The sequence below is a fragment of the Nocardia terrae genome (genome assembly GCF_009760405.1).
GTDB classification, from domain to species: domain Bacteria; phylum Actinomycetota; class Actinomycetes; order Mycobacteriales; family Mycobacteriaceae; genus Nocardia; species Nocardia terrae.
Window position 1 is genome coordinate 1,620,805 of the sequence record NZ_WRPP01000001.1, and the last position, 24,461, is coordinate 1,645,265.

At 64.3% G+C, this 24,461-nt stretch carries 31 protein-coding genes; 15 read left to right on the forward strand and 16 right to left on the reverse strand.

What is annotated here, in order from left to right:
* Positions 1-181 precede the first annotated feature (181 nt).
* The 7 genes from GPX89_RS07465 (at position 182) to GPX89_RS07495 (ending at position 4,824) form a co-directional block, all read left to right on the forward strand.
* Positions 182-517 (forward strand): DUF485 domain-containing protein, encoded by a 336-nt coding sequence (locus tag GPX89_RS07465; protein WP_235946685.1) that lies wholly within the window; start codon positions 182-184, stop codon positions 515-517.
* Positions 517-2,127, forward strand: a complete 1,611-nt coding sequence (locus GPX89_RS07470) for a solute symporter family protein (protein ID WP_157386481.1) — start codon at positions 517-519, stop codon at positions 2,125-2,127. The genes GPX89_RS07465 and GPX89_RS07470 overlap by 1 nt, the downstream gene beginning before the upstream one ends.
* A gap of 232 nt (positions 2,128-2,359) precedes the next feature.
* On the forward strand, positions 2,360-2,671 hold the full coding sequence (locus GPX89_RS07475) for a hypothetical protein (protein ID WP_235946687.1): 312 nt from the start codon (positions 2,360-2,362) through the stop codon (positions 2,669-2,671).
* Positions 2,668-3,432, forward strand: coding sequence for a F0F1 ATP synthase subunit A (gene atpB, locus GPX89_RS07480; RefSeq protein WP_157386483.1), 765 nt, complete (start codon positions 2,668-2,670; stop codon positions 3,430-3,432). Before GPX89_RS07475 ends, atpB begins: the two co-directional genes overlap by 4 nt.
* A gap of 50 nt (positions 3,433-3,482) precedes the next feature.
* Positions 3,483-3,740 carry a F0F1 ATP synthase subunit C gene (locus tag GPX89_RS07485; RefSeq protein WP_040810042.1) on the forward strand — a complete coding sequence of 86 codons (258 nt, stop codon included), beginning with the start codon at positions 3,483-3,485 and terminating at the stop codon, positions 3,738-3,740.
* Between the two features lie 8 nt (positions 3,741-3,748).
* Positions 3,749-4,255: a F0F1 ATP synthase subunit B gene (locus GPX89_RS07490; RefSeq protein ID WP_157386484.1), complete on the forward strand. Its 507-nt coding sequence runs from the start codon at positions 3,749-3,751 to the stop codon at positions 4,253-4,255.
* Complete coding sequence (locus tag GPX89_RS07495) at positions 4,252-4,824, forward strand: F0F1 ATP synthase subunit B family protein (protein ID WP_157386485.1); 573 nt, start codon at positions 4,252-4,254, stop codon at positions 4,822-4,824. The genes GPX89_RS07490 and GPX89_RS07495 overlap by 4 nt, the downstream gene beginning before the upstream one ends.
* A gap of 111 nt (positions 4,825-4,935) precedes the next feature.
* On the opposite strand, the gene GPX89_RS07500 is transcribed toward GPX89_RS07495, so the two are convergent.
* A complete protein-coding gene (locus GPX89_RS07500) occupies positions 4,936-5,679 on the reverse strand; it encodes a VOC family protein (RefSeq protein WP_157386486.1) in 744 nt (247 codons plus the stop codon).
* A 19-nt stretch (positions 5,680-5,698) separates the two neighbouring features.
* Positions 5,699-6,664 carry a GlxA family transcriptional regulator gene (locus GPX89_RS07505; protein ID WP_328601593.1) on the reverse strand — a complete coding sequence of 322 codons (966 nt, stop codon included), beginning with the start codon at positions 6,662-6,664 and terminating at the stop codon, positions 5,699-5,701.
* Between the two features lie 434 nt (positions 6,665-7,098).
* Between GPX89_RS07505 and GPX89_RS07510 the strand changes: the two genes are divergently transcribed.
* Complete coding sequence (locus GPX89_RS07510) at positions 7,099-8,391, forward strand: MFS transporter (protein ID WP_328601661.1); 1,293 nt, start codon at positions 7,099-7,101, stop codon at positions 8,389-8,391.
* A gap of 64 nt (positions 8,392-8,455) precedes the next feature.
* Here GPX89_RS07510 and GPX89_RS07515 read toward each other — a convergent pair whose 3' ends face one another.
* Positions 8,456-8,809 carry a DUF3099 domain-containing protein gene (locus GPX89_RS07515; protein ID WP_235946951.1) on the reverse strand — a complete coding sequence of 118 codons (354 nt, stop codon included), beginning with the start codon at positions 8,807-8,809 and terminating at the stop codon, positions 8,456-8,458.
* A gap of 185 nt (positions 8,810-8,994) precedes the next feature.
* Between GPX89_RS07515 and GPX89_RS07520 the strand changes: the two genes are divergently transcribed.
* Positions 8,995-9,228: a DUF3039 domain-containing protein gene (locus tag GPX89_RS07520; RefSeq protein ID WP_033088556.1), complete on the forward strand. Its 234-nt coding sequence runs from the start codon at positions 8,995-8,997 to the stop codon at positions 9,226-9,228.
* On the opposite strand, the gene GPX89_RS07525 is transcribed toward GPX89_RS07520, so the two are convergent.
* The 4 genes from GPX89_RS07525 to GPX89_RS07535 all read right to left on the reverse strand — a co-directional run bounded on the left by GPX89_RS07525 (position 9,229) and on the right by GPX89_RS07535 (position 12,288).
* Entirely contained in the window at positions 9,229-10,419 is a 1,191-nt protein-coding gene (locus GPX89_RS07525) for a site-specific integrase (RefSeq protein ID WP_157386489.1), read from the reverse strand. It lies immediately after the preceding gene.
* 196 nt (positions 10,420-10,615) lie between these two features.
* On the reverse strand, positions 10,616-10,873 hold the full coding sequence (locus GPX89_RS07530) for a helix-turn-helix domain-containing protein (RefSeq protein ID WP_157386490.1): 258 nt from the start codon (positions 10,871-10,873) through the stop codon (positions 10,616-10,618).
* 501 nt (positions 10,874-11,374) lie between these two features.
* On the reverse strand, positions 11,375-11,632 hold the full coding sequence (locus tag GPX89_RS43745; RefSeq protein ID WP_235946688.1) for a site-specific integrase: 258 nt from the start codon (positions 11,630-11,632) through the stop codon (positions 11,375-11,377).
* 17 nt (positions 11,633-11,649) lie between these two features.
* The gene (locus GPX89_RS07535; RefSeq protein ID WP_198347290.1) at positions 11,650-12,288 is read right to left on the reverse strand and encodes a tyrosine-type recombinase/integrase; all 639 of its coding nucleotides are present in this window, start codon (positions 12,286-12,288) and stop codon (positions 11,650-11,652) included.
* A gap of 201 nt (positions 12,289-12,489) precedes the next feature.
* Between GPX89_RS07535 and GPX89_RS07540 the strand changes: the two genes are divergently transcribed.
* Both GPX89_RS07540 and GPX89_RS07545 read left to right on the forward strand, forming a co-directional pair.
* Positions 12,490-12,672 (forward strand): hypothetical protein, encoded by a 183-nt coding sequence (locus GPX89_RS07540; protein ID WP_157386491.1) that lies wholly within the window; start codon positions 12,490-12,492, stop codon positions 12,670-12,672.
* 278 nt (positions 12,673-12,950) lie between these two features.
* Entirely contained in the window at positions 12,951-13,319 is a 369-nt protein-coding gene (locus GPX89_RS07545) for a hypothetical protein (RefSeq protein ID WP_157386492.1), read from the forward strand.
* 56 nt (positions 13,320-13,375) lie between these two features.
* On the opposite strand, the gene GPX89_RS07550 is transcribed toward GPX89_RS07545, so the two are convergent.
* Complete coding sequence (locus GPX89_RS07550; protein ID WP_157386493.1) at positions 13,376-14,536, reverse strand: IS110 family RNA-guided transposase; 1,161 nt, start codon at positions 14,534-14,536, stop codon at positions 13,376-13,378.
* Between the two features lie 546 nt (positions 14,537-15,082).
* Between GPX89_RS07550 and GPX89_RS07555 the strand changes: the two genes are divergently transcribed.
* Positions 15,083-15,298 (forward strand): hypothetical protein, encoded by a 216-nt coding sequence (locus GPX89_RS07555; protein ID WP_157386494.1) that lies wholly within the window; start codon positions 15,083-15,085, stop codon positions 15,296-15,298.
* 267 nt (positions 15,299-15,565) lie between these two features.
* On the opposite strand, the gene GPX89_RS07560 is transcribed toward GPX89_RS07555, so the two are convergent.
* Positions 15,566-16,627 (reverse strand): hypothetical protein, encoded by a 1,062-nt coding sequence (locus tag GPX89_RS07560; protein WP_157386495.1) that lies wholly within the window; start codon positions 16,625-16,627, stop codon positions 15,566-15,568.
* A 171-nt stretch (positions 16,628-16,798) separates the two neighbouring features.
* Here GPX89_RS07560 and GPX89_RS07565 point away from each other — a divergent pair, with 171 nt between their 5' ends.
* A complete protein-coding gene (locus GPX89_RS07565) occupies positions 16,799-17,101 on the forward strand; it encodes a hypothetical protein (protein WP_157386496.1) in 303 nt (100 codons plus the stop codon).
* A 428-nt stretch (positions 17,102-17,529) separates the two neighbouring features.
* Here the strand turns inward: GPX89_RS07565 and GPX89_RS07570 are convergent, their stop codons facing one another.
* From GPX89_RS07570 to GPX89_RS07580, 3 genes are all read right to left on the reverse strand, one after another.
* Complete coding sequence (locus GPX89_RS07570; RefSeq protein WP_157386497.1) at positions 17,530-17,727, reverse strand: hypothetical protein; 198 nt, start codon at positions 17,725-17,727, stop codon at positions 17,530-17,532.
* A 434-nt stretch (positions 17,728-18,161) separates the two neighbouring features.
* Entirely contained in the window at positions 18,162-18,446 is a 285-nt protein-coding gene (locus GPX89_RS07575; RefSeq protein ID WP_157386498.1) for a hypothetical protein, read from the reverse strand.
* A gap of 587 nt (positions 18,447-19,033) precedes the next feature.
* On the reverse strand, positions 19,034-19,690 hold the full coding sequence (locus GPX89_RS07580) for a DUF6630 family protein (RefSeq protein ID WP_157386499.1): 657 nt from the start codon (positions 19,688-19,690) through the stop codon (positions 19,034-19,036).
* 312 nt (positions 19,691-20,002) lie between these two features.
* Between GPX89_RS07580 and GPX89_RS07585 the strand changes: the two genes are divergently transcribed.
* Positions 20,003-20,722: a response regulator gene (locus GPX89_RS07585; RefSeq protein ID WP_157386500.1), complete on the forward strand. Its 720-nt coding sequence runs from the start codon at positions 20,003-20,005 to the stop codon at positions 20,720-20,722.
* Positions 20,723-21,039: 317 nt separating this feature from the next.
* Here GPX89_RS07585 and GPX89_RS45340 read toward each other — a convergent pair whose 3' ends face one another.
* Positions 21,040-21,171: a hypothetical protein gene (locus tag GPX89_RS45340; RefSeq protein ID WP_268893250.1), complete on the reverse strand. Its 132-nt coding sequence runs from the start codon at positions 21,169-21,171 to the stop codon at positions 21,040-21,042.
* 228 nt (positions 21,172-21,399) lie between these two features.
* Between GPX89_RS45340 and GPX89_RS07590 the strand changes: the two genes are divergently transcribed.
* A complete protein-coding gene (locus GPX89_RS07590) occupies positions 21,400-21,678 on the forward strand; it encodes a hypothetical protein (protein ID WP_198347291.1) in 279 nt (92 codons plus the stop codon).
* Here GPX89_RS07590 and GPX89_RS07595 read toward each other — a convergent pair.
* The 3 genes from GPX89_RS07595 to GPX89_RS07605 form a co-directional block, all read right to left on the reverse strand.
* Complete coding sequence (locus GPX89_RS07595; protein ID WP_157386501.1) at positions 21,664-21,807, reverse strand: hypothetical protein; 144 nt, start codon at positions 21,805-21,807, stop codon at positions 21,664-21,666. The genes GPX89_RS07590 and GPX89_RS07595 overlap by 15 nt on opposite strands.
* Before the next feature lie 821 nt (positions 21,808-22,628).
* On the reverse strand, positions 22,629-22,994 hold the full coding sequence (locus GPX89_RS07600) for a hypothetical protein (RefSeq protein ID WP_157386502.1): 366 nt from the start codon (positions 22,992-22,994) through the stop codon (positions 22,629-22,631).
* A gap of 129 nt (positions 22,995-23,123) precedes the next feature.
* Complete coding sequence (locus GPX89_RS07605; protein ID WP_157386503.1) at positions 23,124-24,344, reverse strand: GAF domain-containing protein; 1,221 nt, start codon at positions 24,342-24,344, stop codon at positions 23,124-23,126.
* Positions 24,345-24,461: the final 117 nt, after the last annotated feature.

Here is a 24,461-nt window from a genome sequence, read left to right on the forward strand (position 1 = left end):
AACGATCGGGCATCCGGCAGCGGCCCCCGGGATGAAGAGGCAACCGGTTGGTAGCTGGCGGTCGGCGGCGATGAATTTCGGCTCACTTATCCATGAATTCGCGATCTCACCTGCGGTTATTCGCCCCGTACACAACGATATCGGTTGCTACTGTGACCTGGATCACCAGGAGGTATCGCAGTTGACAACTGAAACCCAGACCGGCGGACCGAATCCCGATTGGTCGCAGGTCTACGACACTCCCGAGTTCCAGCGCCTGCGTTCTCGCTTCCGGCGCTTCGTCTTCCCGATGACCGCCCTGTTCCTGGCGTGGTACGCGCTGTACGTGCTGCTGGCCGACTACGCCCACCACTTCATGTCGCAGAAGGTGATCGGCAACATCACCGTCGGGCTGGTCTTCGGCCTGCTGCAGTTCCTTTCGACCTTCGTCATCACCGGCCTGTACGTGCGCTACGCCGACCGGACCCTGGACCCGATGGCCGAGGAGATCCGCGCCGAACTGGAAGGACAGGCGTGATGAACGTCTATATGGCCGCGGCCGTCGAAGGCAGCCGACCGGGACTCAATATCACCATCTTCGCGATCTTCGTGGCCATCACGCTGGGCATCGTGGTGTGGGCCAGCCGCGACAACCGCACGGCCGCCGACTATTACGCGGCCGGGCGCGCGTTCTCCGGAGCGCAGAACGGCATCGCCATCTCGGGTGACTACCTGTCGGCGGCCAGCTTCCTCGGTATCGCCGGGGCCATCGCGGTGTACGGGTACGACGGCTTCCTCTATTCCATCGGGTTCCTGGTGGCCTGGCTGGTGGCGTTGCTGCTGGTCGCCGAGTTGCTGCGTAATACGGGCAAGTTCACCCTCGGGGACGTGCTGGCCTTCCGGATGCGGCAGCGGCCGGTGCGGGCCGCGGCCGCCACCTCGACGCTGGCGGTGAGCCTGTTCTATCTGCTGGCGCAGATGGCGGGCGCGGGTGTGCTGATCTCGCTGCTGCTGGGCGTGTCCACTTCGGCGGGACAGAATCTGGTGATCGCCGTCGTCGGCGCGATCATGATCGTCTACGTGCTGGTGGGCGGTATGAAGGGCACCACCTGGGTGCAGATCGTGAAGGCGGTGCTGCTGATCGGTGCGGCCGCGGCCATGACCGTGTGGGTGCTGGGGCGCTACGACTTCAATCTGTCCAGCGTGCTGGCCGACGCGGTGAACCACGGCGGCAAGACCGGCGCGAAGCTGCTGGAGCCGGGCTTCCGCTACGGCAAGAACGGGACGACCAAGCTCGACTTCCTCTCTCTGGCACTGGCTCTGGTGCTCGGCACAGCCGGGTTGCCGCATGTGCTGATGCGCTTCTACACGGTGCCGACGGCCAAGGACGCGCGGCGCTCGGTGGTCTGGGCGATCGGGTTGATCGGGGTCTTCTATCTGTTCACCCTGGTGCTCGGCTATGGCGCGGGCGCGCTGGTGGGACCGGAGAAGATCGCCAAGGCGCCCGGCAAGGAGAACGCGGCCGCGCCGCTGCTGGCCCTCGAACTGGGCGGGCCGGTACTGATGGGATTCGTTGCGGCGGTGGCATTCGCGACGATTCTGGCCGTGGTCGCGGGGCTGACCATCACCGCGTCGGCCTCCTTCGCGCACGATGTGTACGCCAATGTGCTCAGGCGCGGGAAGGGTGACGGCTCGGGTGAGGTCCGGGTCGCGCGGATCACCGCGGTGGTGATCGGGGCGCTGGCGATCGTGGGCGGCATTCTGGCAAAGAATCAGAACGTGGCGTTCCTGGTGGCGCTGGCGTTCGCGGTGGCCGCTTCGGCAAACCTACCGACCATCTTGTACTCGTTGTTCTGGCGGCGCTTCAATACCGCGGGCGCGCTCTGGAGCATCTACGGCGGGCTGGCCGTCACCCTCGTGTTGATCGTGTTCTCACCGGCGGTCTCCGGAGCGCCCACGGCCATGATCAAATCCCATGACTTTCACTGGTTCCCGCTCTCGAACCCCGGGCTGGTGTCCATCCCGGTTTCGTTCGCTCTGGGCTGGCTGGGAACCGTCTTGTCGAGGGAACGTGACGGCGCCAAGTATGTCGAGATGCAAGTGAGGTCGCTGACCGGCGTCGGAGCCGAAAAGGCTGTGCAGCACTGAGGTCCGAATAAAGTGGCGGAAAGTTCGCTGAAAGGGGTTTCGGAATTTCAAGATCAACAATTTGAAGATCAAAAATACTGCCCCGCAACGTGGTTGGGCTGTGTATGCTACTGATCATGCACGGCCCCACTACGAGGTGGGATGACGGCGAGGCGGTGTCGTATTGGACCTCAACAGGCTCCGGATGCGCAGAGCGACTGCTATTGCAATCGCTTTCGGCATACTGGCATTGATGGTCACAGGAGCGTTGGATCGATTGTTGCTGGGCGTATTCGTCAGCACCGGTCTGATGCTCGGCTGGGTTAATGCCCGGCTCACATGGATGGCTATTGTTCGAATCACCGATGCGGAAACTCCCAGCAAACAAAAGCTGGCGTTGTCCTCGGCGTCCCGTCTGATCATTTTGACCGGGTTGTCGATTCTGGTGGCCTTCCTGACTCGGCCCTACGGTGTCGGAATCTTCTTCGGGCTGGCCCTGTTCCAATTGATCCTCGTCCTGCACACCGTTCTGCCCGAGGTGAAAGGGCTCCGACAGCAATCATGAGCATTTCCACTTTGCTTGCCGCCGAGGACTCCTCGGGGGACTCCAAGATCCATGTCGGCGACCATGCCCAGGCGCACCTGTGGGGCATGACCTTCAACGTGGACACCATCGTGTCCACCGGGGTCGCCGCGCTGATCGTGCTGGGCCTGTCGTTCTACCTGCGAGCCAAGATCACCTCGGGCGTGCCCAACGGGGTGCAGCTGTTCTTCGAGACCATCACGGTCCAGATGCGCAATCAGGTGGAGACGGCGATCGGCATGAAGATCGCGCCGTTCGTGCTGCCGCTGGCGGTCACGCTGTTCACCTTCATCCTGTTGTCGAACTGGTTGTCGGTGCTGCCCCTGCAGTACGGCTCCGGCGAATTGATCGCGCCGCCGGCGTCCGATTTCAACTTCACGCTCTCGCTCGCGCTGTTCGTATTCCTGCTCTACCACGCCGCCGGTGCCTACCGGCGCGGCCCGGGCGGGCACATCAAGCAGTTGCTCAAGGGTCACACCGGCTGGGGCCCCATGGTGCTCATCAATGTGGTCGAGGAAATCGCCAAGCCGCTGTCGCTGTCCTTGCGACTTTTCGGCAACATGTTCGCGGGCGGCGTCATGGTTTCGGTGATCACGTTGTTCCCGTTCTGGATCAGCTGGGGTCCGAATGCCATCTGGAAGATCTTCGACCTGTTCGTCGGAGCCATTCAGGCATTCATCTTCGCCCTGCTGACCATCCTGTACTTCAGCCAGTCGATGTCGCTGGAGAGTGAACACCACTGAACGACTCCAGTCGTTCTGTGTGGCAACCTTTTTGCAAAAGGAAGTGAAAAATGGCAGACCCAGCAACCGCGAGTATCGTCCAGGGCGCTCTCATCGGCGGCGGCATCATCCTGGCGGGCGGTGCCATCGGCGCGGGTATCGGTGACGGTCTCGCCGGCGCGGCGTTGATCAATGGCGTCACCCGGCAGCCGGAGGCCGAAGGCCGCTTGCGCGTCAACTTCTTCCTGACCGTCGGTCTGGTCGAAGCGGCGTACTTCATCAATCTAGCGTTCATGGCATTGTTCGTATTCGCTACTCCAGGTAAGTAGACGTCATCATGTCTCCCAGAACGGATGTCGAGGCCGCGGGGAACTTCCTGGTTCCCAACGGCACCTTCTTCGCCGAGTTATTGATCTTCCTGATCGTGCTCGCGGTCATCTGGTTCTTCGTGGTTCCACCCATACGAAAAGTGTTGGCGGAGCGGGAGGCACGCGTCGAGGTCACGACGGCCACCGCCAAGGAGGCGAGCGAAACGTTCGCCGAAGCCGAGGCGCGCTACGAATCAGCACTCGAGAAGGCCCGCCAGGAGGCGGCCGACATCCGTAACCAGGCGCGGGCGCAGGGGCGGGCCATTCTCGAGGAAATGCGTGGCGAGGCGCAGAAAGAGGCCGACCAGATCGTGGCCGAGTCCACGGCGCACCTGCGCGCCGAGGCCGACCAGGTGGCCGCCGAACTACGCGAAGCCGTCGAACCGCTCGCCCAGAACCTGGCCGGCCGGGTCCTGGGTAGCAACGATCGTGCCCGGACCAGCGCGGGCCAGCAGAGAGGACGGGGGTCTGCATGATCCTCACCGATACCCATCTCGCCGAGGGTATTTACAACATCACCTTCGACTGGCCCGTGTTCTTCAGCCAGCTATTCGGGTTCGTGGTCATCGTGTGGTTCTTCGTGAAATACGTTGTGCCGCCGGTGAAGAAGATCATGAACAACGCCCAGGCCCAGATTCGGCGGCAGCTCGAGGAGAGCGACGCGGCCGCCGAACGACTGGCCTCCGCCAAGGCCGCCTACGACAATGCCGTGGCCGAGGCCCAGGCCGAACTCGAGCGTATGCGCGAGGAGGCCCGCGCCGACGCCGACCGCATCATCATCCAGATGCGCGAGGCGGCGGCGGCCGAGGTGGAGCGGGTCCGCAAGCAAGGCCGCGATCAGATTCTGCAGTACCGCAGGCAGATGATTCGCGACCTGGAAACCGATCTGGCCGCGGCCATGCTGGCCCTCACCGAGGAGAAGGTGCGCGAGCAGCTCGGGTCCCCGCAGCAGCGGGCCGACAGCATCGACAAGTTCCTCGAGGACCTGGAGGCACTGGCCAACTCCGGCGAGGCGCGGCGTCAGCCGCAAACCGAGCGGAAATAACCAACTCTCGGTGGAATAACCAACTCTCGGTGGCTCTCAGGGGTTTCCCCTGAAACCCCGGAACAACCTCGAAACCCCGGACCACGTCCGGGGTTTCGAGGTTGTTCGGGGTCAGGCCGGTTTGCGTCCGGTCAGGCAGTAGGGCTGGCCGGTCGGATCGGCCATGACCATCCAGTTCGCGCCGCGTTCCACGCGCCGTGCGCCCAGCTTCTCGTGCCAGGCCGCGGTGGCCTCGAAATCCGTGCAGGCGAGATCGGGATGTGCTGAGGTGGGCCGGTTTTCGCCGAGGCGCTGCAGCAGCAGATCGAGGGGGAGGTCCGGGCGGGGGGACAGCCGGGAGAACTCCGGCAGGCTGCCGGGCCGCCACGCCCAGCCGGTCAGATCGGTCCAGAAGCGCGCCTCCCGCGCGTAATCGCTGTCGCCGATGTCCAGGCAGATCTGGTCGAGGCGGCTGCGGTCGCCGGAGGGCCCCACGACGGTGGGGGCGAGCGGGCCCGCGGTGTCGTGGAAAGGCGTGAAGCAGAACGTCATTCCGGCGGGGGAGCGCAGTACCGCGTAGCCGATGTGCTCGGTGAGGACATTGTCCTCGGCCAGCGTCGCGCCGAGGGCGACGGCCCGATCGGTGGCCGCGGAGACGTCGTCCACGTCGAGGTCCAGGTGCACGCGGGCCGGGCCGCCGATGGCCTGCATCTTGACCGTGGCCGCACCGGATTCCGGTAGGAGCGTGACGAATTCGTCGTGGTCGCCGCGGCGCGGGGACAAGGTGGTGCCGGTGACAGCGGTCCAGAACTCGGCGGCGCTGTCGAATTGTGCGGCGGGACGGTCCAGGAAGGCCCACACCCAGCGAATCGTCATGCTGTCTCCAGAGTCTCGGTCATGCTGTCTCCAGGGTCTCGCGCTTGCGGAAGGTCTTGCGGTAGGCCAGCGGGGGCACGCCCAGCTCCAGGCGCATGTGGTGACGCAAGGACGCGGAGGTGCCCATGCCCGCGGCGCGCGCCACCTCGTCGATGGGCAGGTCGGTGGTCTCGAGCAGGTGCCGGGCGTGCCGGACACGCTGCTGCAGGATCCACGCCCCCGGCGCCATCCCGGTCTCGGCCTTGAACCGGCGGGTGAAGGTGCGCACGCTCATATGAGCATGCGCGGCAAGGGAGTTCAGGTCCAGCTCTCGATCGAGATGATGCAGCGCCCAGCGGCGTGTCGGCGCGGTGCCGTCGCTGCCCGCCTCGGGCACCTGCCGCTCGATGAACTGCGACTGCCCGCCCTCCCGCCACGGCGGCACCACGCAGTAGCGGGCCGCGCCATTGGCGACCGCACTGCCGTGATCGGTGCGGATCAGATGCAGGCACAGATCGATGCCCGCGGCCAATCCCGCTGAGGACCAGACGTTTCCGTCCTGGATGAACAACTGATTCTCATCGAGCAGGACGTTCGGATAGAGCGCGCGGAACCGATCCGCGAATTGCCAGTGCGTGGTCGCACGCCGACCGTCCAGAATGCCCGCCGCGCCCAATACGAACGCGCCGGTGCAGATCGACACGATCCGCGCGTCGGACCGAATGGTGGCCAGCGCCGCCGCCAACTCCGGCGGCAGCTGTCCGTCGGTGCGCGGGGCGGGAATTCGGGTACCCGGCACGATCACGGTATCGGCGCGTGCGAGCAGCTCGGGCCCGCATTCGGGAATGACGGTGTAACCGCCGGTGGCGACGACACCGCCGCTGCCGAGACCACAGGTCCGCACTTCATAGAGCGGGTTCCCGTCCGCATCGACCGCCGAGCCCAACACGATCGGCGGAATCGCCATATCGAATCCGACCGTCGGCTCCAGCACGAGCACGGCCACTACATGTGGTGTGGGCGGGGTCGGTTGCCGGTCGACAGTGGGGACGCTCTCTGCCTCGATCCCCTCGCGGACTCGATCCGCCCGCGAGTCGCGGATTTCGGCCGAACGCCTACCGGCACGGCGTGGCGGCCTGAGATGGGCACTACCCGGAGAACGTTCTTCGGGACGCTTGGGTGGCATGACCTTCCCTCCGCCGGTGGCTGAATCTTGACGCATTGTGGCATTCAGGCCACTCGCTCGGAAAGGGCTTTTCCGTCAGGCTCGATCGCGTGAGTGAACTGACCGACGATCTCGAACGGGAATCCGCCGAACGCGCAACCGCATTGACGGCGGCGGGCGACCCGCCGACCGCGGAGCCGACGCCACGTCGGCGGTCGGCGGACAGGCTGGGGGAGGAGGGCGCGGTCACCACACCCAACTCGTCGGCAGCTGACGTGTCGGCCGGTCGGTCTCGGTCTTCACGCCCGGTCGCGCGTCGGGGACCGCATCCGGCATGGAGTGTGGCGGTCGTCGGATTCATCGCGCTGATCGGTGCGGCCGGGTTCCGGTCGGTGCCCAGCGTGCTCATGGATCCGCTACACGAGGAATTCGGCTGGTCACATGGCCTCATCGGAGCGGCGGTTTCGGTGAATGTGCTGCTGTACGGTCTGATCTCGCCGTTCGCGGCGGCACTCATGGACCGGTTCGGGATTCGCCGCGTGGTGGCGTGCGCGTTGGTGCTGATCGCGGCGGGCAGCGGCCTGACCGTGTTCATGACGCGGCCGTGGCAGCTCATGGCGACCTGGGGCGTCCTCGTCGGTGTGGGCGTGGGGTCGATGTCCATGCCGTTCGTGGCCACCATCACCGGCCGCTGGTTCGTGCGGCACCGGGGTCTGGTCACCGGTGTACTCACCGCCGCGGGCGCGACCGGGCAGTTGGTATTCCTGCCTCTCATTGCCGCACTGGCCCACGATCACGGCTGGCGCACACCGTCTCTGGTGGTGTCGGTAGTCGCGCTGGCGGTAGTGCCGTTGGTGCTGCTGTTCATTCGCGATTTCCCCAGCGATGTCGGCGTCCGGGCCTACGGAGCCGAATCCGACAGCGCGGCGGGCGTGCGCACCTCGGTCCCCGGCAGTGCCGCACGTGCGATCACGGTTCTGGCGACCGTTGCCCGCAAGCCCGTGTTCTGGCTGCTGGCAGGGGGATTCGCCATCTGCGGCGCATCCACCAACGGCCTGATCGGCACGCATTTCGTGAGTGCCGCGCACGATCACGGCATGCCCGCCACCACCGCGGCCGGATTGCTCGCCACCGTCGGCCTTTTCGACGTCGCGGGCACCATCGCCTCCGGTTGGCTCACCGACCGATTCGACTCGCGCTACCTGCTGGTGACCTACTACACCCTGCGCGGCACATCACTGTTGTGGCTGCCTATCCTGCTCGGTCCGGACGTGCACCCGACCACTTGGGCGTTCATCATCTTCTACGGCCTGGACTGGATCGCCACCGTCCCGCCGACCGTGGCCCTGTGCCGCGAGAACTTCGGCGCGGACGGGCCGATCGCCTTCGGCTGGGTCTTCGCCTCGCACCAGGTCGGCGCGGCTCTGGCCGCCTTCGGCGCGGGCGTCATCCGCGACGTGCAGGGCAGCTACACCATGGCCTGGTTCATCGCGGGCGGCTTGTGCGCGCTGGCGGCGATCTTCTCGGCGAGCATCCGCCGCCCGAAGACCGAGTTGGCGGCTGCTTAGCCCAGCGGGCTCCCCCTGTGCGTGGGGTTTCAGGGGTTTGCCCCTGAGAGTTTCGAGAGCCGAGTTATCCGTCGATGGCCTTGTGGTTACCGGATTCCAAGGCGGTCTGATCGCGCCGCCCGTCCCACCGGCTGGGTTCGTCCTTGCTGCGGGGCGGGCGGTCGTTGGCGATGAGCACCGCGATCCACGGCAGTGGAATCGAGACTCCGATGATCAGCAGCGACAGCCACCAGCTGTGCCAGATGCTGTAGGCGACCGCCGCGCCGATCAGGCAGGGAATGCGGAACGACATGATGGCGATGTAACGCCGAACCCGCGCGCGATGCTGATCCTCGAGTGATGTCGACGCCTCGGTGATGAGCGCCGGATGCTGCTTCTGCTCGCCCGGGAAGTAGCCCTGCGACGCCCGCGGTGGCATCGGGATCGAACCGGCGGGATGGAATTCGACGTCGGGGCGATCCTCGCCGCTGGTGCCGTCGGCCTGGGATTCGCCGTCACGCTGCATACCCCCGAGTCTTCCACTACACCGCGTCGGATGCACACGCCCGCCCCCGTCACGGGCTTGCGGTGATCGCTCGAGCGCATCCTGGCATCATGGACGTCGTGAGCACAGACACCCTGGTCCGTCCGGACGAGACGGTCGACGAATCGACCGACAACGACACTCCCAAGGTCTTCCACTATGTGAAGAAGAACAAGATCGCGGAGAGCGCCGTCATGGGCACCCACGTGGTCGCCCTCTGCGGCGAGGTCTTCCCGGTCACCCGCTCCGCCAAGCCCGGCTCCCCAGTCTGCCCGGACTGCAAGCGCATCTACGAGATGATGAAGAAAGATTAGCTATTTCCGCTGGTCAGGGCGTTGCGGACTGCTGGAACGGGCCGGAAATCGTACGTTTGGTGTAACTTTGGCCGGATCCAGTAGTTCCATGACCGCGGCGTTGTCGACTGCCACCATGCGGCGAATGCCCTGGTGGATGTAGTGCCGCTGGGCCATCGACTTGTTGCCGTCCAGATGCCCCAGCTGAGCGCTGGCGCGTTCATCGTCACCCGTCGCCGTGGCGACGTGGGTGGCCACCGTGTCTCGAAGGTCCGACAAGCGGAATGTCTTGAACTCACTCCGATTTCGCACGGCATAGACGGCCATGCGGGCGTTGGACACGCTTACCCATGACCCTGCGGCGCTCCTGGGGCCCTGAAGGATCGGCAGGGTATCGACGGCGGGCGATACTTTTTCCTTCTCGGAATCCAGCTCGGTTGCGAGCCAGTCGGGGAGCACCAGTCTGTACTCGTTGCCGCTCTTCCTCCCAGGATTCCGATACGGGCCGATATTCGCCTTGCATCTGACGGTGGCGCAGACGTGAAGCACGGACCTAGTGACGCCATCGAAGTCCTCCTTGGTGACGTCGCACCACCGCGCTGCCAACCCTTCGCCTGGCCGCATCCCCGTACCGAGAAGTAGGAGGTACAGCATCCGGAGGTAGCGGCTCTCGCCGCGACCCTCGTCCAGCCAATTTTCGATGCTGCGCAGGACGCCGCGTTGCTCGAAAGGAGTCAGCGGTCGGGGCTTTGCGCCGTCGCTGGACGGTCGAGGTACATATGGCATCGGGTTTGCGGCGGGTTCGATGCCCTTGCGTAGCACCGCTAGTTTGAAGGCTGAGCAAAGCTGGCGATGTTGGTGGTAGGCGGTGCTGGGTGCGCTGTCCGCCACCTCGTCGAGAAAGTCAGCAATCCATGCCGCGTCGGCGGCCTCGGCGATGCTGAGGCTTCCCATCTCCGTATCGAGTTTGAACGCGTCGGGGTTGTTACTGCGCTTCGCATTCTTCGCCGGTGGGTAGATATGGCAGCGATAATTGGTATAAGTGTCCTCGGACATTTTTCCGGCCTCCACCTTAGCCTTGTACTGCGCATCCAGCTCAGCAAAGACCTTGCTCATCTTGTCGGTGGGGGAGAACTGCGTCCTGTGACCACGACGTCGACGTTTCGAGCCCTTCTGCACGTTCTTTTTGAAGTTTGACTCCCAATCGTCCATACATTCTCGGCGGGTCTTGCCGCTGCCGCTGGTTCGAACGTATTCACCGCTGTGTGACCGATGGCGGACCTGATTGAGCCTCCATATACCGTCCGATCCTTTGGTTGGAACGAGCCTATCCTTCGGTGGCATAGCGCCGGGCTCCAACGGCACCTGGGCCATGGATTACTCCTTAGAGACGTTTGTCGGTTCCTGCTCAGGCAGCATTGCGGTAATCGCCGGATTGCTCTTGCGTGGTGCTGCCTCGGACTGGCAGTGCCTGCTCCCAGGCGAGCAGGTCGCTCAGCTTGTACCTGCGAAAGCGGCCGATTTTCGCGAAGCGGGGACCCTTTCCAAGTGATGCCCAGTTCGCCAGCGTCTTCGGAGGTATTTTCAGCCTCTCGGCAACCTCCTCAGTGCTCATCCAGCAGTCAAAATTTTGGAGGCGTTCGAAATTCTGTTCCGGGTCGGACATGGCCGTATCCTTTTGGTCGGGTGCATGATCGGATAGGTCCCGTTGCGATACAACGGGATACGGAATATGGACCCTCCGTTGCGGTGGTTGGGTCAAGCGCCTCGTCCAGGGAATGCGCTCTTCGACTGTGTGCACCCCGTACTGGCCGCAAAGTTCCCGAAAATCACCCCTCGGGGTGGTCACAATTGGATATCTGGGGTATTGCCGCTATCGCGCAGATGTCCGAAAGGTCGACGAACACCGTTCAGGTGAAGACACGTTTGTTGCAGGTGCGTCTCATTCGTCTGGGCGCGCTCCACCGACGTCCGGATGGATCTGCCGAGCTGGTGCTTGGGTGAAACCTGGCCGGGTCTGGCCTGTCCCTGCACCGCTCTGGGCATGCCACGCCCGTGCGTCGGCCTCTCTCACCGGAGATCACGGCGCATGGGGCAAAGGAAACCCGCAGACGTCCGAATCACCCTTTCGTGAGCACCAATCTCGGCAATGCAAGATGTTGAGATGTCATGTGGCTGAGGCCATGAAGGCGGCGAGGATGTAGTTGGGGTGGCGGTCGAGGTTGGTGCGGGCGCGGTCGTAGCGCATGGTGGTGCGGGGGTCGGCGTGGCGGGCGGCGATCTGGACGTCGCGCAGGTCGACTCCGGCGTCGAGCATGGTAGTGACGAAGGTGTGGCGCAGCATGTGGGGATGCATACGCGGTAGCCGGACCACCGCGACGTCCGCCAGCCGCCTCAAGCGGCGGGTGGCGCAATGTCGGTCCATCCGCCTTCCTCGCAGGTTCAGCAATATCGCCCCTGTACTCGGCCGTCGACGGCGCGGTCCATCGCACGCCCGACCGCGGGCGGCAACGGAATCAGCGCGATCTTCGAACCCTTGCCGAGGGCATGCAGGACGCGGTGGCCGTGTTCCTCACCAAGGTCGGTCACATCGCAGCGGCATGCCTCGCTGATGCGCAGTCCGAGGAGTCCGAGCATGGCGACCAGCGCGAAGTCCGTGGGGTTGTCTGAGTCTCGGGACGCAACCAGCAGGGCCTCGAACTGTAGGTGTGAAAGTCCCAGTGTCGGAGACTCGTTCGACACGCGCGGCCGGCGAACATACTCGGCGGGCGAGTGCTCGAGCAGGCCGTCGATCACGCAGGTGCGGTAGAACCCCGCCACTACAGCCAGGCGGCGGGCGATGGTGGCGGGCTTGAAGTGGCGCGTCTCTCGCATCCACAGCGAATAGTGCTCGACCTCGGTCGGTGTCACCGCCAAGGGGGTCAGTTCTCGCTCGGTGCACCACGAAAAGTACAGGCGCAGATCCGATCTCGTATGGACGCGCGAGACGACGGAGAATCGTGCCAGGTAGGCGAGCGACGCAAGCCGCAGGACGAGATCATCACCAGCGAACGAGACATCCAGGTCGGAGGAAGTACTCATCCCTCACGATGGCCCTGGATGGGCAACTCACCGAAACCAGACACGAACCGCAGAGCGCATGCCTCGCGGCCACGGCAGAACGTCCTGCATTAACCAGCCGAGTGCCGGACGCTTGTCCGGAGTAATTCATTGCCATATTTGATCGTTCGTCCAGCGATACCCTTCGAGGTACGACAGGCAGTCAACTCCGGAAGGAGTGTCATGGCAGAGACGAAACCCGTCCCGGAGAGCCCGGATCCCAAGGCCACGCAAGCAGAGACGGCTGCGCCCAGCCTCGAACCGCCCGAGCCGCGCGCACCGGACGCGCAGAGATTTTCCGACTTCTCCGAGCAGCTTGAGGTCATGCACGGGGATGCGCATTTGGGCATCGGCAATGACGGCTGAGTAGCGCAACCTCCGCTCATGGCTCCATGTCGCGCTGACTCAAGCGGCCAGCGCGAAGATCAAGCGGCCGAAGCGATCTGAGGTCGGCGGAACATCCTGCATCGCCGATTTCAGCCGTTCCGAAGTTTCGTGATCCGCTGGGCCGCTACCGACGAGGCACCGACGCGCACGGACTGTCCAGTTTCGAACGGCCACTTACGATTTCGGCATAGTTGGGTACGTAGTCATGAGATCATCTCACATGGTCGGCATCGGGCCGACCGGGAGGAGGCAACACCGTGTCCGATGAGCAGGCCACCCCAGAAACAACCGATGTGGGGATCATTCCGGCCACTGTGGATTCGAACCTTGTGCCGATCACTGCCAGGTTCGACGGAATTTTTGGCATGGGCTATATAGATATATCCGTCAAGAGCGCATCTGTGCAGATCGACCCGTCCGCCACTCCCGAGGCTGCTGCCGTAGATGTTATCCCGGCCGACGAGGTCAAGGCCGAGGACGTGGGCGCGCTGAGCCTGCGTTACGTGAACGGCGTTCCGTCGCTGGTCGTCAGCGGAGGAGCGGTCATCCCGACCGCGCTCGCTGTGGTCGACCCGCAGGGAACCGAAGTCGCCGCCTACGGAGTGACGGCCGTGTCGGCGAAGTGATCAAGCCGAGCACCGCTCGGTCCGCGCGAACGTCCGCTTTTGGCTCCCCCTCTATGTCAACCCCTCGGAGTGGGGTTGGGGTTAGCCTGGAATGTGGGTCCGGGATGTGGCTTGTCCGAAGGATCGGTGTGCGGGTTGGAACCGGTCGCGCTGGAGTCAGTAGTCGTTCCCGATTGCCCTCCCGGGCCTGTTAATTCACGGCGTTGCTGGTCGGCGAGCATCCGTGTGTAGATGACGTTGGAGAGTCGGCGTTTGAGTGCGCGCAGGGCTTCCATCGAGGTCTTGCCGCCGGTCTTGCGCAGATCGTAGTAGACGCGCCCGGGTGTGGGGTTTCGTAGTTGAACGATGGCCATGATGTGCAGAACGCGATTGATCTTGCGGTTGCCGGCGCGGGAGAGGCGGTGGCGTTGCTGCTCGCCCGAGGACGCGTCCAGGGGTGCGGTGCCGTTCCAGGACGCGAACCGGTCCCGGTCACGGAATCGATGGATGTCGCCGGTGTCGGCCAAAAGCCTTGCCGCTGAGGATGGTCCGATGCCGTGCAGGCCCATCAGTGTGGATCCGCGGTCGAGGACGAGCTGGCGCAGTTCTTTGTCCGCGGCGCGGGTATTGCGGTCGATGGTCTCCAATTCCTCGATCATTTCCTCGACCAGCCGCCGCCGGACCCGCGACGCGGCGTCGTGCGGGGTGACCTCGGCGATCAACGCGCGGGCCTGTCGAGCGGTGAGGAACACCTTGGCGCCACCGGGAATCAGCTCGAGCAGCAGCCGGTGAATCCGACACAGGATCGCGGTGTGAGCGCGGCCGAGTTCGTCGCGGCGGCCGGCGAGCATGCCCAGGGCCACCAGGTCCGGATCGGCTTCGACGCGCCGCAATCCCGGCGCGTGTAAGGCGGCCAGCGCGACCGAATGGGCATCGACCGGGTCGGTCTTGCGGCCGTTACCGGTGGCGAACACCCGGACCTGCGCCGAAAGCTTCGTCGGCACGTCGATCACCGTCTCGCCGTCGTGGACCAGCCGGTGTGCCAGGTGGCGTCCGATGCCGTTGCATCCCTCGACCGCCCATACCCGATCGGCGAATCGTCTTCCGGCGGTGAGCATTTCCGTGAAGCCCGCATTGTCGGTGGCGTATCGGCCGGTGACCAGAACGCGCCCGGTCGGGTCGACGGCTTCGATGGTGGCCGAGCGTTTGTGCGGATCCATCCCGATGATGACCCTCATCATCCCTCCCGTGCTCGCTGACTTCGTTGGTGTCCGTGCGGGAGGGCACCGCTAGTACGAGCATGGGGCAGACCCCTCTTCAGCCACTCCCTGCACGGTGACCGGTGGGAGGCAAGCCAAAAGAGAGCCACACCAATCCAGACGGTGGGCAGCCGCATAAGAGGAGCATCCCACCGGGCACCTGGACCCGATCCTGGCCGGGATCCGATCCTGACACCAGTGTCTTACTAGCCGCATACCTCGCGACTCGAACTGGCCAGGCGGCCTAGCTGAAGATCAACGCCCCGAGATCATCTCGGGGCCTTCGTCGTACCGGGAACGTCCGCAACTGCCGGGTTCCTCTACCGCTGTCGCGTGCTGGCTCCCGGCACAGCCGCGGCAGCGGCCTCACCAGTGACTGCTGTGAAGGAGATCACTACGCGGCTCGCGGAGAGAGATGGGTCATCGGTGGGCGCTATGACGAAATACCGAGTCCCGCGGATTCGATAGTTGCTGTGAGTTGTCTACGACAGCGAAGATGCCCCTCCGAAGAAAGCTGGGATCGATATGCGCGCACTACTGGCCACCGCCGCCATCGCCGGAACTCTCACCGCCGGAGCGGTGATCACCGGTACCGGTACCGCTGCGGCAACACCGCCCCCGCCCTCGCCGCAGTGCGCGATCGTCTCCTACCCCCTGGTCTTTCTGATCGAGGCCACCGGCGGCGCGTCGAGCCCGTTGCTGCCGCTGGCTAATTCCCTACAGGCCGCGGTCTGCTCCTGACCAGACCGGCAACACCGCCGATATCCGGAAAGGCCATCAATACCGGAGGCGCACCGCGCGATCGGAATCCTTGACAGCGTGCGCGGTGAGTTCGGCTGGGGAAACGCACTATTCTAGCTGCGAGTCGTGCGGTTCGAAACGGCCAAACGGTCGGCCCTGAAGATCGTTGGGGCCGACCGTTTTCGATCTTCCGGCTGATGCGCCGGACCGACCGCGGGTGCGCGCTCATGCCGAGTTTGGTGCGTTTGCTGTCGGTGTCGTCGGTGGTCAGGATTCAGGTTTCTCCGATGGCAGTTGGAAGCTCCGGGCGATGAACAGACTCCGGCCGGTCCAGTCCAGTTCCTCGGCACTGAGGTTGGGGTCGCGGGTGGTCAGCAGTTCTTTCGCTCGTTGGGTGAGCACCAGATCGCCTTTCGGTGTGAGCCCGAAGTCGTCGATGAACGCGGTGCCGGTGATCCACATGCCGTACAGCTCTGGGATGTCCAACTCCTGCGGGTCCTCGACGTAGTCTTCGATCGAGGTGGTGGCAGGCACGAACTCGAAACCGGTCATGCCACTGTCCCGCAAGGCATCAGCTAGCGGAATGGTGACCGCGTAGGTTCCCAAAGACGTGATGATTTCGCTGCGCACCGAGTACACGAAGTCCAGTTCCAACATCCGCCCGTGCTCCTCGTCGCGGTAATTGCCCGATACGGCGGGAGCTTCGGGGCTGATCTCGAAGTACGTCTTGTCGTTGCGGGCCCAGTCGGGTTTGGGGCCGTACCACACTTGAGGCGAACCGCTGACAAGGACGTGGCCCCAGCTTCCGACTATCTCCCAGTAGCCGTCCTCCAATGTCATGGCGTCGATGCCGCCCATTGGTGCAGCCGGTTTTCCGGCGTCGGGTCCGCTGCGCAGCCAACGCACCTCCCTGGCGTTGTTGAAGCCGAGGCTGAGTCTGGCTCGAAAGGGACCTGCTCCAGATTCGGGCGCACGGTAGGCAGGGTGCTCGGGCGACAGGGCTGCGTCCATGAGGAAATGCAGTTCTATCAACCCTGACGTGGAGTTTTCCCGCGGCCCCTCGGTGATACGGAGGACCTCGCTATCGGGCAGCGCGAGCTTGGCCAGCTCCTTGAGAAACGTGTAGTCCCGAGCTGGTTGCGGGGGAAACCGGGAAGCGTGGCGGGAAATGGCGCGATAAACAAGTACCGCAGCGGACTCGCGGTCCATCCCGCCGTCGGCCATGGCGTCGATCACCGACTCCGCGGCGCAACCGCGCTGGATGCTTTCCTCGAGCCATGACGCCCATTCGGGAGCTAGCGCCCTAGGCGATTGCACCGGATCGCTCATAAGTGAAACGTACCGTACGGATTCTTACGGGCCTCGGGTGTTGCAGCCACCAGTCGGAATACCACGCTGCCATGCCGCTTACAAGGTCGTTCGGACGACACGGGTGCGGCCGGTCGAATCACCATCGTGCCGAGTTAAGTGCGTCGGAGCTACCCCGTCATGATGACGCGCATGACCGAATGGAACCTGGACGTATCCCTCACCGAGCTGCGCAGAGCGTTCAACTTGCTACTGGATCATGTCGAGGCGGCCACCGAGGGCGACGTCGTCCGATTGGACGAGGACTACTTCTGGTCGATCCCGCAGGACGAGCTGTACGTCGTCGATAGAGTTCCGTCCAACCTGACGATCGGTCAGCTCTCGTGGTCATGGCAGCATCTGACAGACCTACTTGCCGACGCGGATCAGGCGATTGGACACCACTTGGTCTGGCTTGCAGAGGTTCTACGTGCTGTTGGCCAGAAGACGCACTGAAATGCCGCTGACAAGTCTGTTCGGACCGGAGAAGGCCGGTCGAACACGCTGACATGCCGCTGACCGAACCGGCCAGCGCGGGTGCGTGGAAGATCAACGGGCAGAGCGCCGTACGCCGCCAGCAGTGCGCGCTCATGCCGAGGGCCGCGTGTTCATAGACACCGCAAAAGAGTTCGGGCGCGCAGCGGTTGCCAGCCATCAGGATGGGTACGCCCTACATGGGCCGAATTGTCGCGCACGGTGTGTGGCCAGCGGAGCGCTCCGGGCGACTCCGCGGGCACCCCCGGCCGTTACGTGTCATGAGGTCCAGCGGGTTGCGAGAACGCCCTTCCCCAGGTCCCCGTCTCGCAGCCCGCCGTTCTGTCCGCCGGTGCGGTCCTTACAGTGTGCTCCACCTCACGACGACCGGCTACGAAGACTTCATCGAACTATCCCCAGCCACGGCGTTGACGTTGGCGCTCCAACGCGGCCAGGGTCACCGACTCCGCCATGACCACGTACTCCCGGGCGTGCCGCGCGTACTCCGCAGCAGCCCTAGACGATTGACGCGCCCGTAGGGACATAGCGCGGGCCTGCTCGAGAACCGCGCGGGCATGAGCCACATGATCGACGAATGCCTTATCCACCCTATTGATGGTGCGCGCCCGGACCGTTCGGCACGAGATGCGAATCGTGGGTCAGGCGGTGTCTACCGACCCACCTGATTAGGGTCGGAGGTCACTACCGCCGCACTCACGTCCAGCACGACGCTTGACTGATCGAATGGCAGGTAGGAATCGAGGCCCGCAATGGAGGACGTCGAACGTAAGGTCCACGATGCCGCGTACCGGATTCGGTGGTCCCCGGCCGAAAGACAGTTCGTCGCACGCTGTGACCGCTATCCCGGAATGAGCCATGGATCCGACTGGCCCTTGGACGCCGTCCATGGGCTTCAGGAGAAAATCCGCCAATTCCTCATAGTCGAGTCCAACTGACCTGGTCCGCAAAACGCGCTGTACTGCCGCTTACAAGGCCGTTCGGAGTGGCCCTGGTGCCTGGTGGCTCGACACCGGCTGCCCCACTAGTCCTTCGGTTTTCGATCGGCCCGGTGCGACAAACGCTCGGTGAAGGTGTCCGTCCAGGCAGCGGACTCCGATTCCTCCGCAGATCGGGACGTGTGCCGTCCAGCGCTCAGACTCCCCGCGCGTCCGCCCTGCTTTGCCCCGCCGGGCCGGGCCTGGAGCGCCAGGATCCGCACACCCCAGGAGACGTATGCCTCCACGCTCATCCCCGCACACTCGGCAGCATCGCTGAGCGTGAGCCAGTCATCCTCGCCCACCGTCACCACAATGTCCCTGCTCGCCATACCAAACAACCGTAGACCTGGTGGTCCGCGGTCGCCCGGCAGCGAGCCCCGAATATCCGCTCTTGCCGCTGATCGCTCGGTTCGGGACGGCCGCGGTACCCCGCCGGAGAACGCACTGAACTGGCACCCGAGTGTCACCCGCGCGCGGTTGAAGCCCACGGGCAGAGATCATCTCGGGCAGACTTCCTCGTATGAGTGCTGATGGCGTAGACGTCAGGTTCCTACTTGACAACCTGTGTGTCGAACTGGGTTTTTGTCTGCCATTAGATGAAAAGAGCAGGTTGTGTGCATCGCCGCCTACGGACGTCGACTCGTTTACCGATGCAGTCTTCGTTGCCGAGGGCATGGATCCACACGCGGACAAGCTTCTTCGTGAGTTGGTCCGCCAGAAGGTGATGCGCGCGTTCCAACACAGATAGAGCGAGCTCACGGCTACAAGAAGACCGAAACTGGTCCACATCGAACGCGCTATCCTGCCGCGAGCCGCGCTGACCGAACCGGCCAGCGCGGGGCGTCGGAAGATCAACTGGCCGTGACGATCCGACGTCGGCGGACCGTCCGTTATAGCCGAGGACCGAGCAGACGGGCTATCCGATCTTGGGTATGGGTTCGATATCGTTGGAGGTTCGGAGGACCTCAGCGTCCGCCCGCTCTACAGGGATGAAACCCAGTGCCATCGAGTCAGCTTCGGTGTTGATTCCGACCAGCACGGCCCCAGCGGCGCGGCTGTGCTTGCCGAGCAATTCGAAGAATCGGTCGCCGGTCTCCATCGCCACTTCGTAGTCCTGTGCCGCCGCCTCGAACCACTCCCACGACATCCCCTCCGGATAGGAGCGCAATCTCTCCAGGCCATCGCGGATTTCCCTCGGGTCTGCTTTCCAGTCGGCACACATCAACAGCCCTAGGGACAGCAGCGCGGAGAGCAATCCCTTCAACGTCTCGAAGCCGAACTGGTAGGGCTCGATATCATCCAGTTCGATGGCACCGAGATCGAGGACGGTGAGTTCCAAATCTTCATCCTGAAGCAGGTCCCTCACGTCGACCTCATCGAATTGAGCTCGCAGACTCAATGCCGGTACCCATCGCAAGTACTCGGCCAGTGACGGTTCATCTGGCGCCACGAGTGCCGCGATGCTGATCAGGCCGCGGCACCGGGACTTCCAGTCCGAATTGCCCGCGTCGAACACATCCCATGGCTGCCGCCACACCGCATCATCGCTATCGACCGGATCTTGTACCGCCACAGCTCTGACTCTCTTCCACCCACCGCGCGCCAAGCAAGCGATGATCCATGAACCCGACAAGGCGACCAGGTGTCACGGCCGATTTGACGCAGCACGACACCATCAAACACACCATAATGCCGCTGATCGCTCGGTTCAGGACGGCCGTCGGCACCCAGCCGTCGAATGCGCTGATCTCCAGACGGTGGTGCGCGACCTTGGACCCCGTGACAATCGCTTGACGCCGCTGTGGGCCCTTACGTGGCGAAAGTCCTCACCGTCGGTGTCCTTCGGGCGCTACACGGAACCTGCCGGGCGGCGCATCGTGAAGTGATGACTTCCCACCCCCATCCCCTCTCACGCCCGGACCGGCCGCCGCCTTCACGGCGGCACCCGGTGCGCGTGGTCCTCATCGACCGCGACCGGGTCGTCCGCGACGCCATCGCGGATCTGCTCGAACTCGACCCCGCCGTGTCCGTCGTCGGCGAGGCCGACACCCGCGCCCGCGCCCAAGCCCTGCTGCCCGGCCTCAAACCCGACGTGGTGATCCTCGACCCCCGACTGCCCGACGGCGACGGGCTCGAGATCTGCCGAAACCTGCACACCGCCAACGCCGCGACCCGCTGCCTGATCCTGAGCGCCGACATCGAACCCGAAGCGATGCTCGCCGCCGTGGACGCCGGAGCCGCCGGATACATGATCAAAGACCTGACCGAACTCGCCCTCGCCGACGCGGTCAAAGCCCTCGCCGCCGGACAATCACGCCTCGACAGCCACGCCACCCCGGTCCTGATGCATGCGCTGCGCCGCCACAACCAAGGCGACCACAGCCCGCTGGCCGCGTTGACGACCATGGAGATGACGATCATGCTGCTGCTGGCCGAGGGCCTGAGCAACCGGCAGATCGCCAACCGACTGTTCTTCAGCGAGAACACCATCCGCAACTACGTCACCCACATCACCCGCAAACTCGGCGTCAACACCCGCACCGAAGCCGCCCAGCACGCCACCGGCCTACGGGAAGCCACAACCGTGACCGGTAACGAGAAATAGGCAGAGCCACAACGAAACCCAGAACGCACTACGTTGCCGCGAGGCACGCTGACCGACGCGGCCAGCGCGGGGCGTCGCAAATCAACGGGCAGGACGCCATACGGCCGCCGCCAGTGAGAGAGTGCCGATGGGCGCGCATTACCAGGCTCCGCAAGGGCACTCCTCCGTCGCGTCGCTCCGCGATGTCTACGGCACCCTTGACGCCTTCCTTCCGCTGAAGGGCCGCCTGTATGAGGAAGCAGGGGAACAAGGGGTCGCCGAGGCTCGGCTCGCTGTGCCGGCTCGAACAGCGCGGCTAGCGAGTGTTCGCGGGGGCGTTAATCTTCCTCGGCTTCCTGGCTGACACCGCTGAGGAGATCGTTCAAGTTCTTCTTGACGATCTCATTGGTGTTTATCAGGGCACTAACCGCATCGTTTCCCGAGGTGGGGTTCTGATCTGCTTCAGCCATCTTCGTCTCCTCGCCGTGTCGATCGTTCCGGATCGAACTGTATCGCTGGACGGATGCTCATGTTTTGCAATGGATTCCTGCGGACGAACATCGTGAATTCTGCGTTGCAGCGCCTTCCCAAAGGCAGCATGGAGGCAGCGGGACGGCCGAGATGTCACAGTACGACAGTCGGCAGCCAGGCGCGGTTCGTGCAAAGCGATGTCGGCCGCGATCCCTATCGTTGAGTTCATGACCGATATCGCGCCTCTGGCAGCCTCCACACGGGCTCGCTTCGGTGACCCAGGTGTGCACGCGATCGTGCGCACCGGCCGCACGGTGCACGCGGTCACCCTCGGTGAGTGGGTGGGCGAGGAAGAAGTCCCGGAACTGCTGTGCCACACCGGGGTCGCGGGCTGGTCTCCGGCCGCGCTGCAGCCGACCCGTGAACCGATCACGTGCGCGCACTGCCTGCGTAAGACCGGCGGAGCCGCTGGTCCGTCGAGCCAGTTGCCCCTATTCGGCGAGTAGCTGTAGCTGGCGGGCGGCGAGGATGCGGGCGCGCCGGCGGATCGAGGGATGACCGTAGGTCCGGTACAGCAGCATGCGCAGCCGCGCCCAATCCCAGCGCTCGGCAACGGTTTCCAGGGTTGGCCACATCGGTGACACGCTCACCTCTGCTTGGCCGCGAACGCTCTGCTGCCGGTTCCCGAAGCCAGACACGAATCGCAGAGCACATGGCTCACCGCCACGGCAAACGTCCTCCAGTCGATGACCGTGTCTATCGGGCCTGCCGCGGCATCGTGGCGAGGCATGGCGGTCCGGATTGATAGATTGCCGTGAATTAGCTATTGAGGGCTTGTGCTGGCGGAGCTCACCGCAGTCGCATCATCGTTAGGAGTGGGTGGATGCGAAGCAGTTCGATGGTCTGGATGGTGGTCGCCGCGGTCGCGGCCACGACAGTTGGCTGCACGGCCGACCGCTCCCCGGCGGTCGCGACAGCAACACCGATTGCCTCGACCTGCGACGACACGCGGCACTACCCCGACAGGCCACCGCCATCGTCAGGACCCCGCCCCGAACAGCCTCCGGTTACGGTGGTCGACCCGCCGACCGACGGAGAACTCCTGATCGGAAAGTGGTTGGCGCCCGTACGCCCCAGTCCGATTGAGTTCAAACCCGACGGAACTACTTCCCCGAACAGCGCGGTCCGGTGGCAATGGGTCTCAAACGAAAGCGTCCCAAGATATTCCGGCCAGCGTGAACCCAAGCAGCCGATTATCGAGCTCATCGCCCCGCAATTTCCTACCGAGAGCTTTTTCGAAGTGTGTTTCCCTGACCGCACCACACTGCAGCTCGCAGTCCTCAGCGGCTTTGGACTGCCAGTTCGCTACACCCGCCAGTAGTACCGCTACCCAGTCTCTCTACTGCGTCACCGTCGGTGGCGGGGTCTGGCAGCCTGGTTGGGTTTGCTGCTGTTGTTAGGGGAGCAGGTGTAGGTGGTTGGTCCAGTCACCGTTGTATTCGGGATCGTGCCGGTAGACACTGAGGGCGAGGTACAGCGCGGTGCGCAGGGCTTTCTCGCGTTCGTGGGCTTCGATCCATTGGGGCGAGCTGTTGTTGACGTCGCCGAAGATGGCTTGGACCTCGGTGAAGTCGTTGCAGGCCTGCCTGTAGAGGTCCAGCAGAATGTACTTGGCCTGTCTTTCGGTGAACTGGCGCATGCCGTTCTCGGCGGCTGCACTAATCGCTTCGTGCGCTGCCCGGGCGTCGGCCTCGAGTCGGTCATCGAGGAATGCCTCGGCTTCGGCCGGAAGCGGTGAACCTGTGGAGATATGCAGGCGCATGGTGATCACCTTCGTTGTCGGCGCGAAAGTGCTCTCGAGTCCACGGTAGTTGTTCGGTCCAGCCGGACTGAATCGCAATTCAAGGATAAGACCGGGCAGGTACGCGGCCGGGGATCTTCGGGCTTTCGGTCATTGAGCGGTCGGCTCGCATGACATGTCGTGACAGAGGCTGCAGTTCGTCACTGGAGGGATCGGTTTCGAGGAGATCGGGGTGACTTCGAGGAGGGCTTGGGGTCGTTCGCCGTCGGCGATGCGGTTCCAGCGGGCGTGGAGCGTGATCCACGCATCGTCAGAGGTGAACCGGACGCGAGCCCGGGTATCGGCGGTGCGGCGGATGTTGGTGGCGAGTTCGTAGCAAGTGGTTGCGGCCAGCATTTGGCTGGCGTTGTCGAGTTGGGGGTTGTGGTGACGCCATCCGGCCAGCGGGCTGCCGGGTTCGGTGAGCCATTCGTGGATAAAGCCGGTTTTGAGGTCTGCCAGGCCGAGGGCGTGCCCGGCTGGAATTGGCATGGCGCGCAGGGCCAGTGAGCTGACGTCGGGGATGGCGCGGGTTTGGTCGTCGGTGATGTCGCAGACGATGGCTCGTATGGTGCGGTCGGGGCCCGTGCCGCGGGCATGGGCGGCGATGTGGAGTTGGTGGGCGTTGCCGTCTTCGTAGATTTTGGTCGCGGTGCCTGCCCACCGGTCGACGGGGTCGTCCAGGTTGAACAGGGAGAAGAAGCCCAGTCGGTCGCTGAAGTTGTGGAAGCCTGCCAGCATTTCGGGCACGGTATGCGAGGCGGGAGTGTCGAGATAGGACAGCCGTAGCAAGTATTGGGCTGGGGGTGTGCTGGTTGCGATGCCTGCGGCGCTCCATTCCACGGAGCCGATTTTCGGGATCTCCGGGATGGGGCCGTGGCGTGGGCCGGTCCACAGGGCGACAGCGTTGACTGAACCGGTCGGGCCGAGGACGGGGACGGCGATCGTGCGCATCGGCTGCCCTTCGGAGGCGGTGAAGCGCTCGGTCTGGGCGGCACCGGAGGCGGTGCACGTCTTGATCAGGCGGGTCACGCTGGGAACGGCTGTGGCGAGCCGTCCGATGCTGGAGTGGTTGAGCCGGGTGAAGGCTCGGGGAGTTCGACCGTCGAGGACGGTCGAGGGTTGGCCGGGGTCGCAGAGGGTTTCTACGACGACCCACTTGTCGCGTGGTTGAGACGCGCCTTGGCGGGGCTGGGTCCGATGCCAGAGGGCCGGGCCGTCGGCTGTGCTGATGGCGGGTTCGTCAGCTTGGGAGACGACCAGCGGATCCACATCGAAGGCCAGCGGGACCGTCTCGTGCGATTCGAAATCCGGGTTGTCGTAGATGTCCATGGAGTCGATGCTGGCGCGGTGGCCAGTCTGCTCGCGACGCCGCAAAGGCGCGGCTACGCCGCGTTATAGTCTCGTGGAGTCGCGTTTGCCGGAATTTGAACCTCACCGATGAGGAAC

Coding starts and splice junctions, on each gene's coding strand:
- GPX89_RS07495 (WP_157386485.1), top strand. CDS start 4,252: ATGATCCTCACCGATACCCATCTCGCCGAGGGTATTTACAACATCACC.
- GPX89_RS07605 (WP_157386503.1), bottom strand. CDS start 24,344: ATGGACATCTACGACAACCCGGATTTCGAATCGCACGAGACGGTCCCG.
- GPX89_RS07560 (WP_157386495.1), bottom strand. CDS start 16,627: ATGAGCGATCCGGTGCAATCGCCTAGGGCGCTAGCTCCCGAATGGGCG.
- GPX89_RS07470 (WP_157386481.1), top strand. CDS start 517: ATGAACGTCTATATGGCCGCGGCCGTCGAAGGCAGCCGACCGGGACTC.
- GPX89_RS07585 (WP_157386500.1), top strand. CDS start 20,003: ATGACTTCCCACCCCCATCCCCTCTCACGCCCGGACCGGCCGCCGCCT.
- GPX89_RS07490 (WP_157386484.1), top strand. CDS start 3,749: ATGTCTCCCAGAACGGATGTCGAGGCCGCGGGGAACTTCCTGGTTCCC.
- GPX89_RS07590 (WP_198347291.1), top strand. CDS start 21,400: ATGACCGATATCGCGCCTCTGGCAGCCTCCACACGGGCTCGCTTCGGT.
- GPX89_RS07600 (WP_157386502.1), bottom strand. CDS start 22,994: ATGCGCCTGCATATCTCCACAGGTTCACCGCTTCCGGCCGAAGCCGAG.
- GPX89_RS07500 (WP_157386486.1), bottom strand. CDS start 5,679: ATGACGATTCGCTGGGTGTGGGCCTTCCTGGACCGTCCCGCCGCACAA.
- GPX89_RS07595 (WP_157386501.1), bottom strand. CDS start 21,807: ATGTGGCCAACCCTGGAAACCGTTGCCGAGCGCTGGGATTGGGCGCGG.
- GPX89_RS07515 (WP_235946951.1), bottom strand. CDS start 8,809: ATGCCACCGCGGGCGTCGCAGGGCTACTTCCCGGGCGAGCAGAAGCAG.
- GPX89_RS07550 (WP_157386493.1), bottom strand. CDS start 14,536: ATGAGGGTCATCATCGGGATGGATCCGCACAAACGCTCGGCCACCATC.
- GPX89_RS07485 (WP_040810042.1), top strand. CDS start 3,483: ATGGCAGACCCAGCAACCGCGAGTATCGTCCAGGGCGCTCTCATCGGC.
- GPX89_RS07540 (WP_157386491.1), top strand. CDS start 12,490: ATGGCAGAGACGAAACCCGTCCCGGAGAGCCCGGATCCCAAGGCCACG.
- GPX89_RS07575 (WP_157386498.1), bottom strand. CDS start 18,446: ATGGCGAGCAGGGACATTGTGGTGACGGTGGGCGAGGATGACTGGCTC.
- GPX89_RS07555 (WP_157386494.1), top strand. CDS start 15,083: ATGCGCGCACTACTGGCCACCGCCGCCATCGCCGGAACTCTCACCGCC.
- GPX89_RS07530 (WP_157386490.1), bottom strand. CDS start 10,873: ATGTCCGACCCGGAACAGAATTTCGAACGCCTCCAAAATTTTGACTGC.
- GPX89_RS43745 (WP_235946688.1), bottom strand. CDS start 11,632: ATGGACCGACATTGCGCCACCCGCCGCTTGAGGCGGCTGGCGGACGTC.
- GPX89_RS07565 (WP_157386496.1), top strand. CDS start 16,799: ATGACCGAATGGAACCTGGACGTATCCCTCACCGAGCTGCGCAGAGCG.
- GPX89_RS07475 (WP_235946687.1), top strand. CDS start 2,360: ATGGTCACAGGAGCGTTGGATCGATTGTTGCTGGGCGTATTCGTCAGC.
- GPX89_RS07525 (WP_157386489.1), bottom strand. CDS start 10,419: ATGGACGATTGGGAGTCAAACTTCAAAAAGAACGTGCAGAAGGGCTCG.
- atpB (WP_157386483.1), top strand. CDS start 2,668: ATGAGCATTTCCACTTTGCTTGCCGCCGAGGACTCCTCGGGGGACTCC.
- GPX89_RS07535 (WP_198347290.1), bottom strand. CDS start 12,288: ATGAGTACTTCCTCCGACCTGGATGTCTCGTTCGCTGGTGATGATCTC.
- GPX89_RS45340 (WP_268893250.1), bottom strand. CDS start 21,171: ATGGCTGAAGCAGATCAGAACCCCACCTCGGGAAACGATGCGGTTAGT.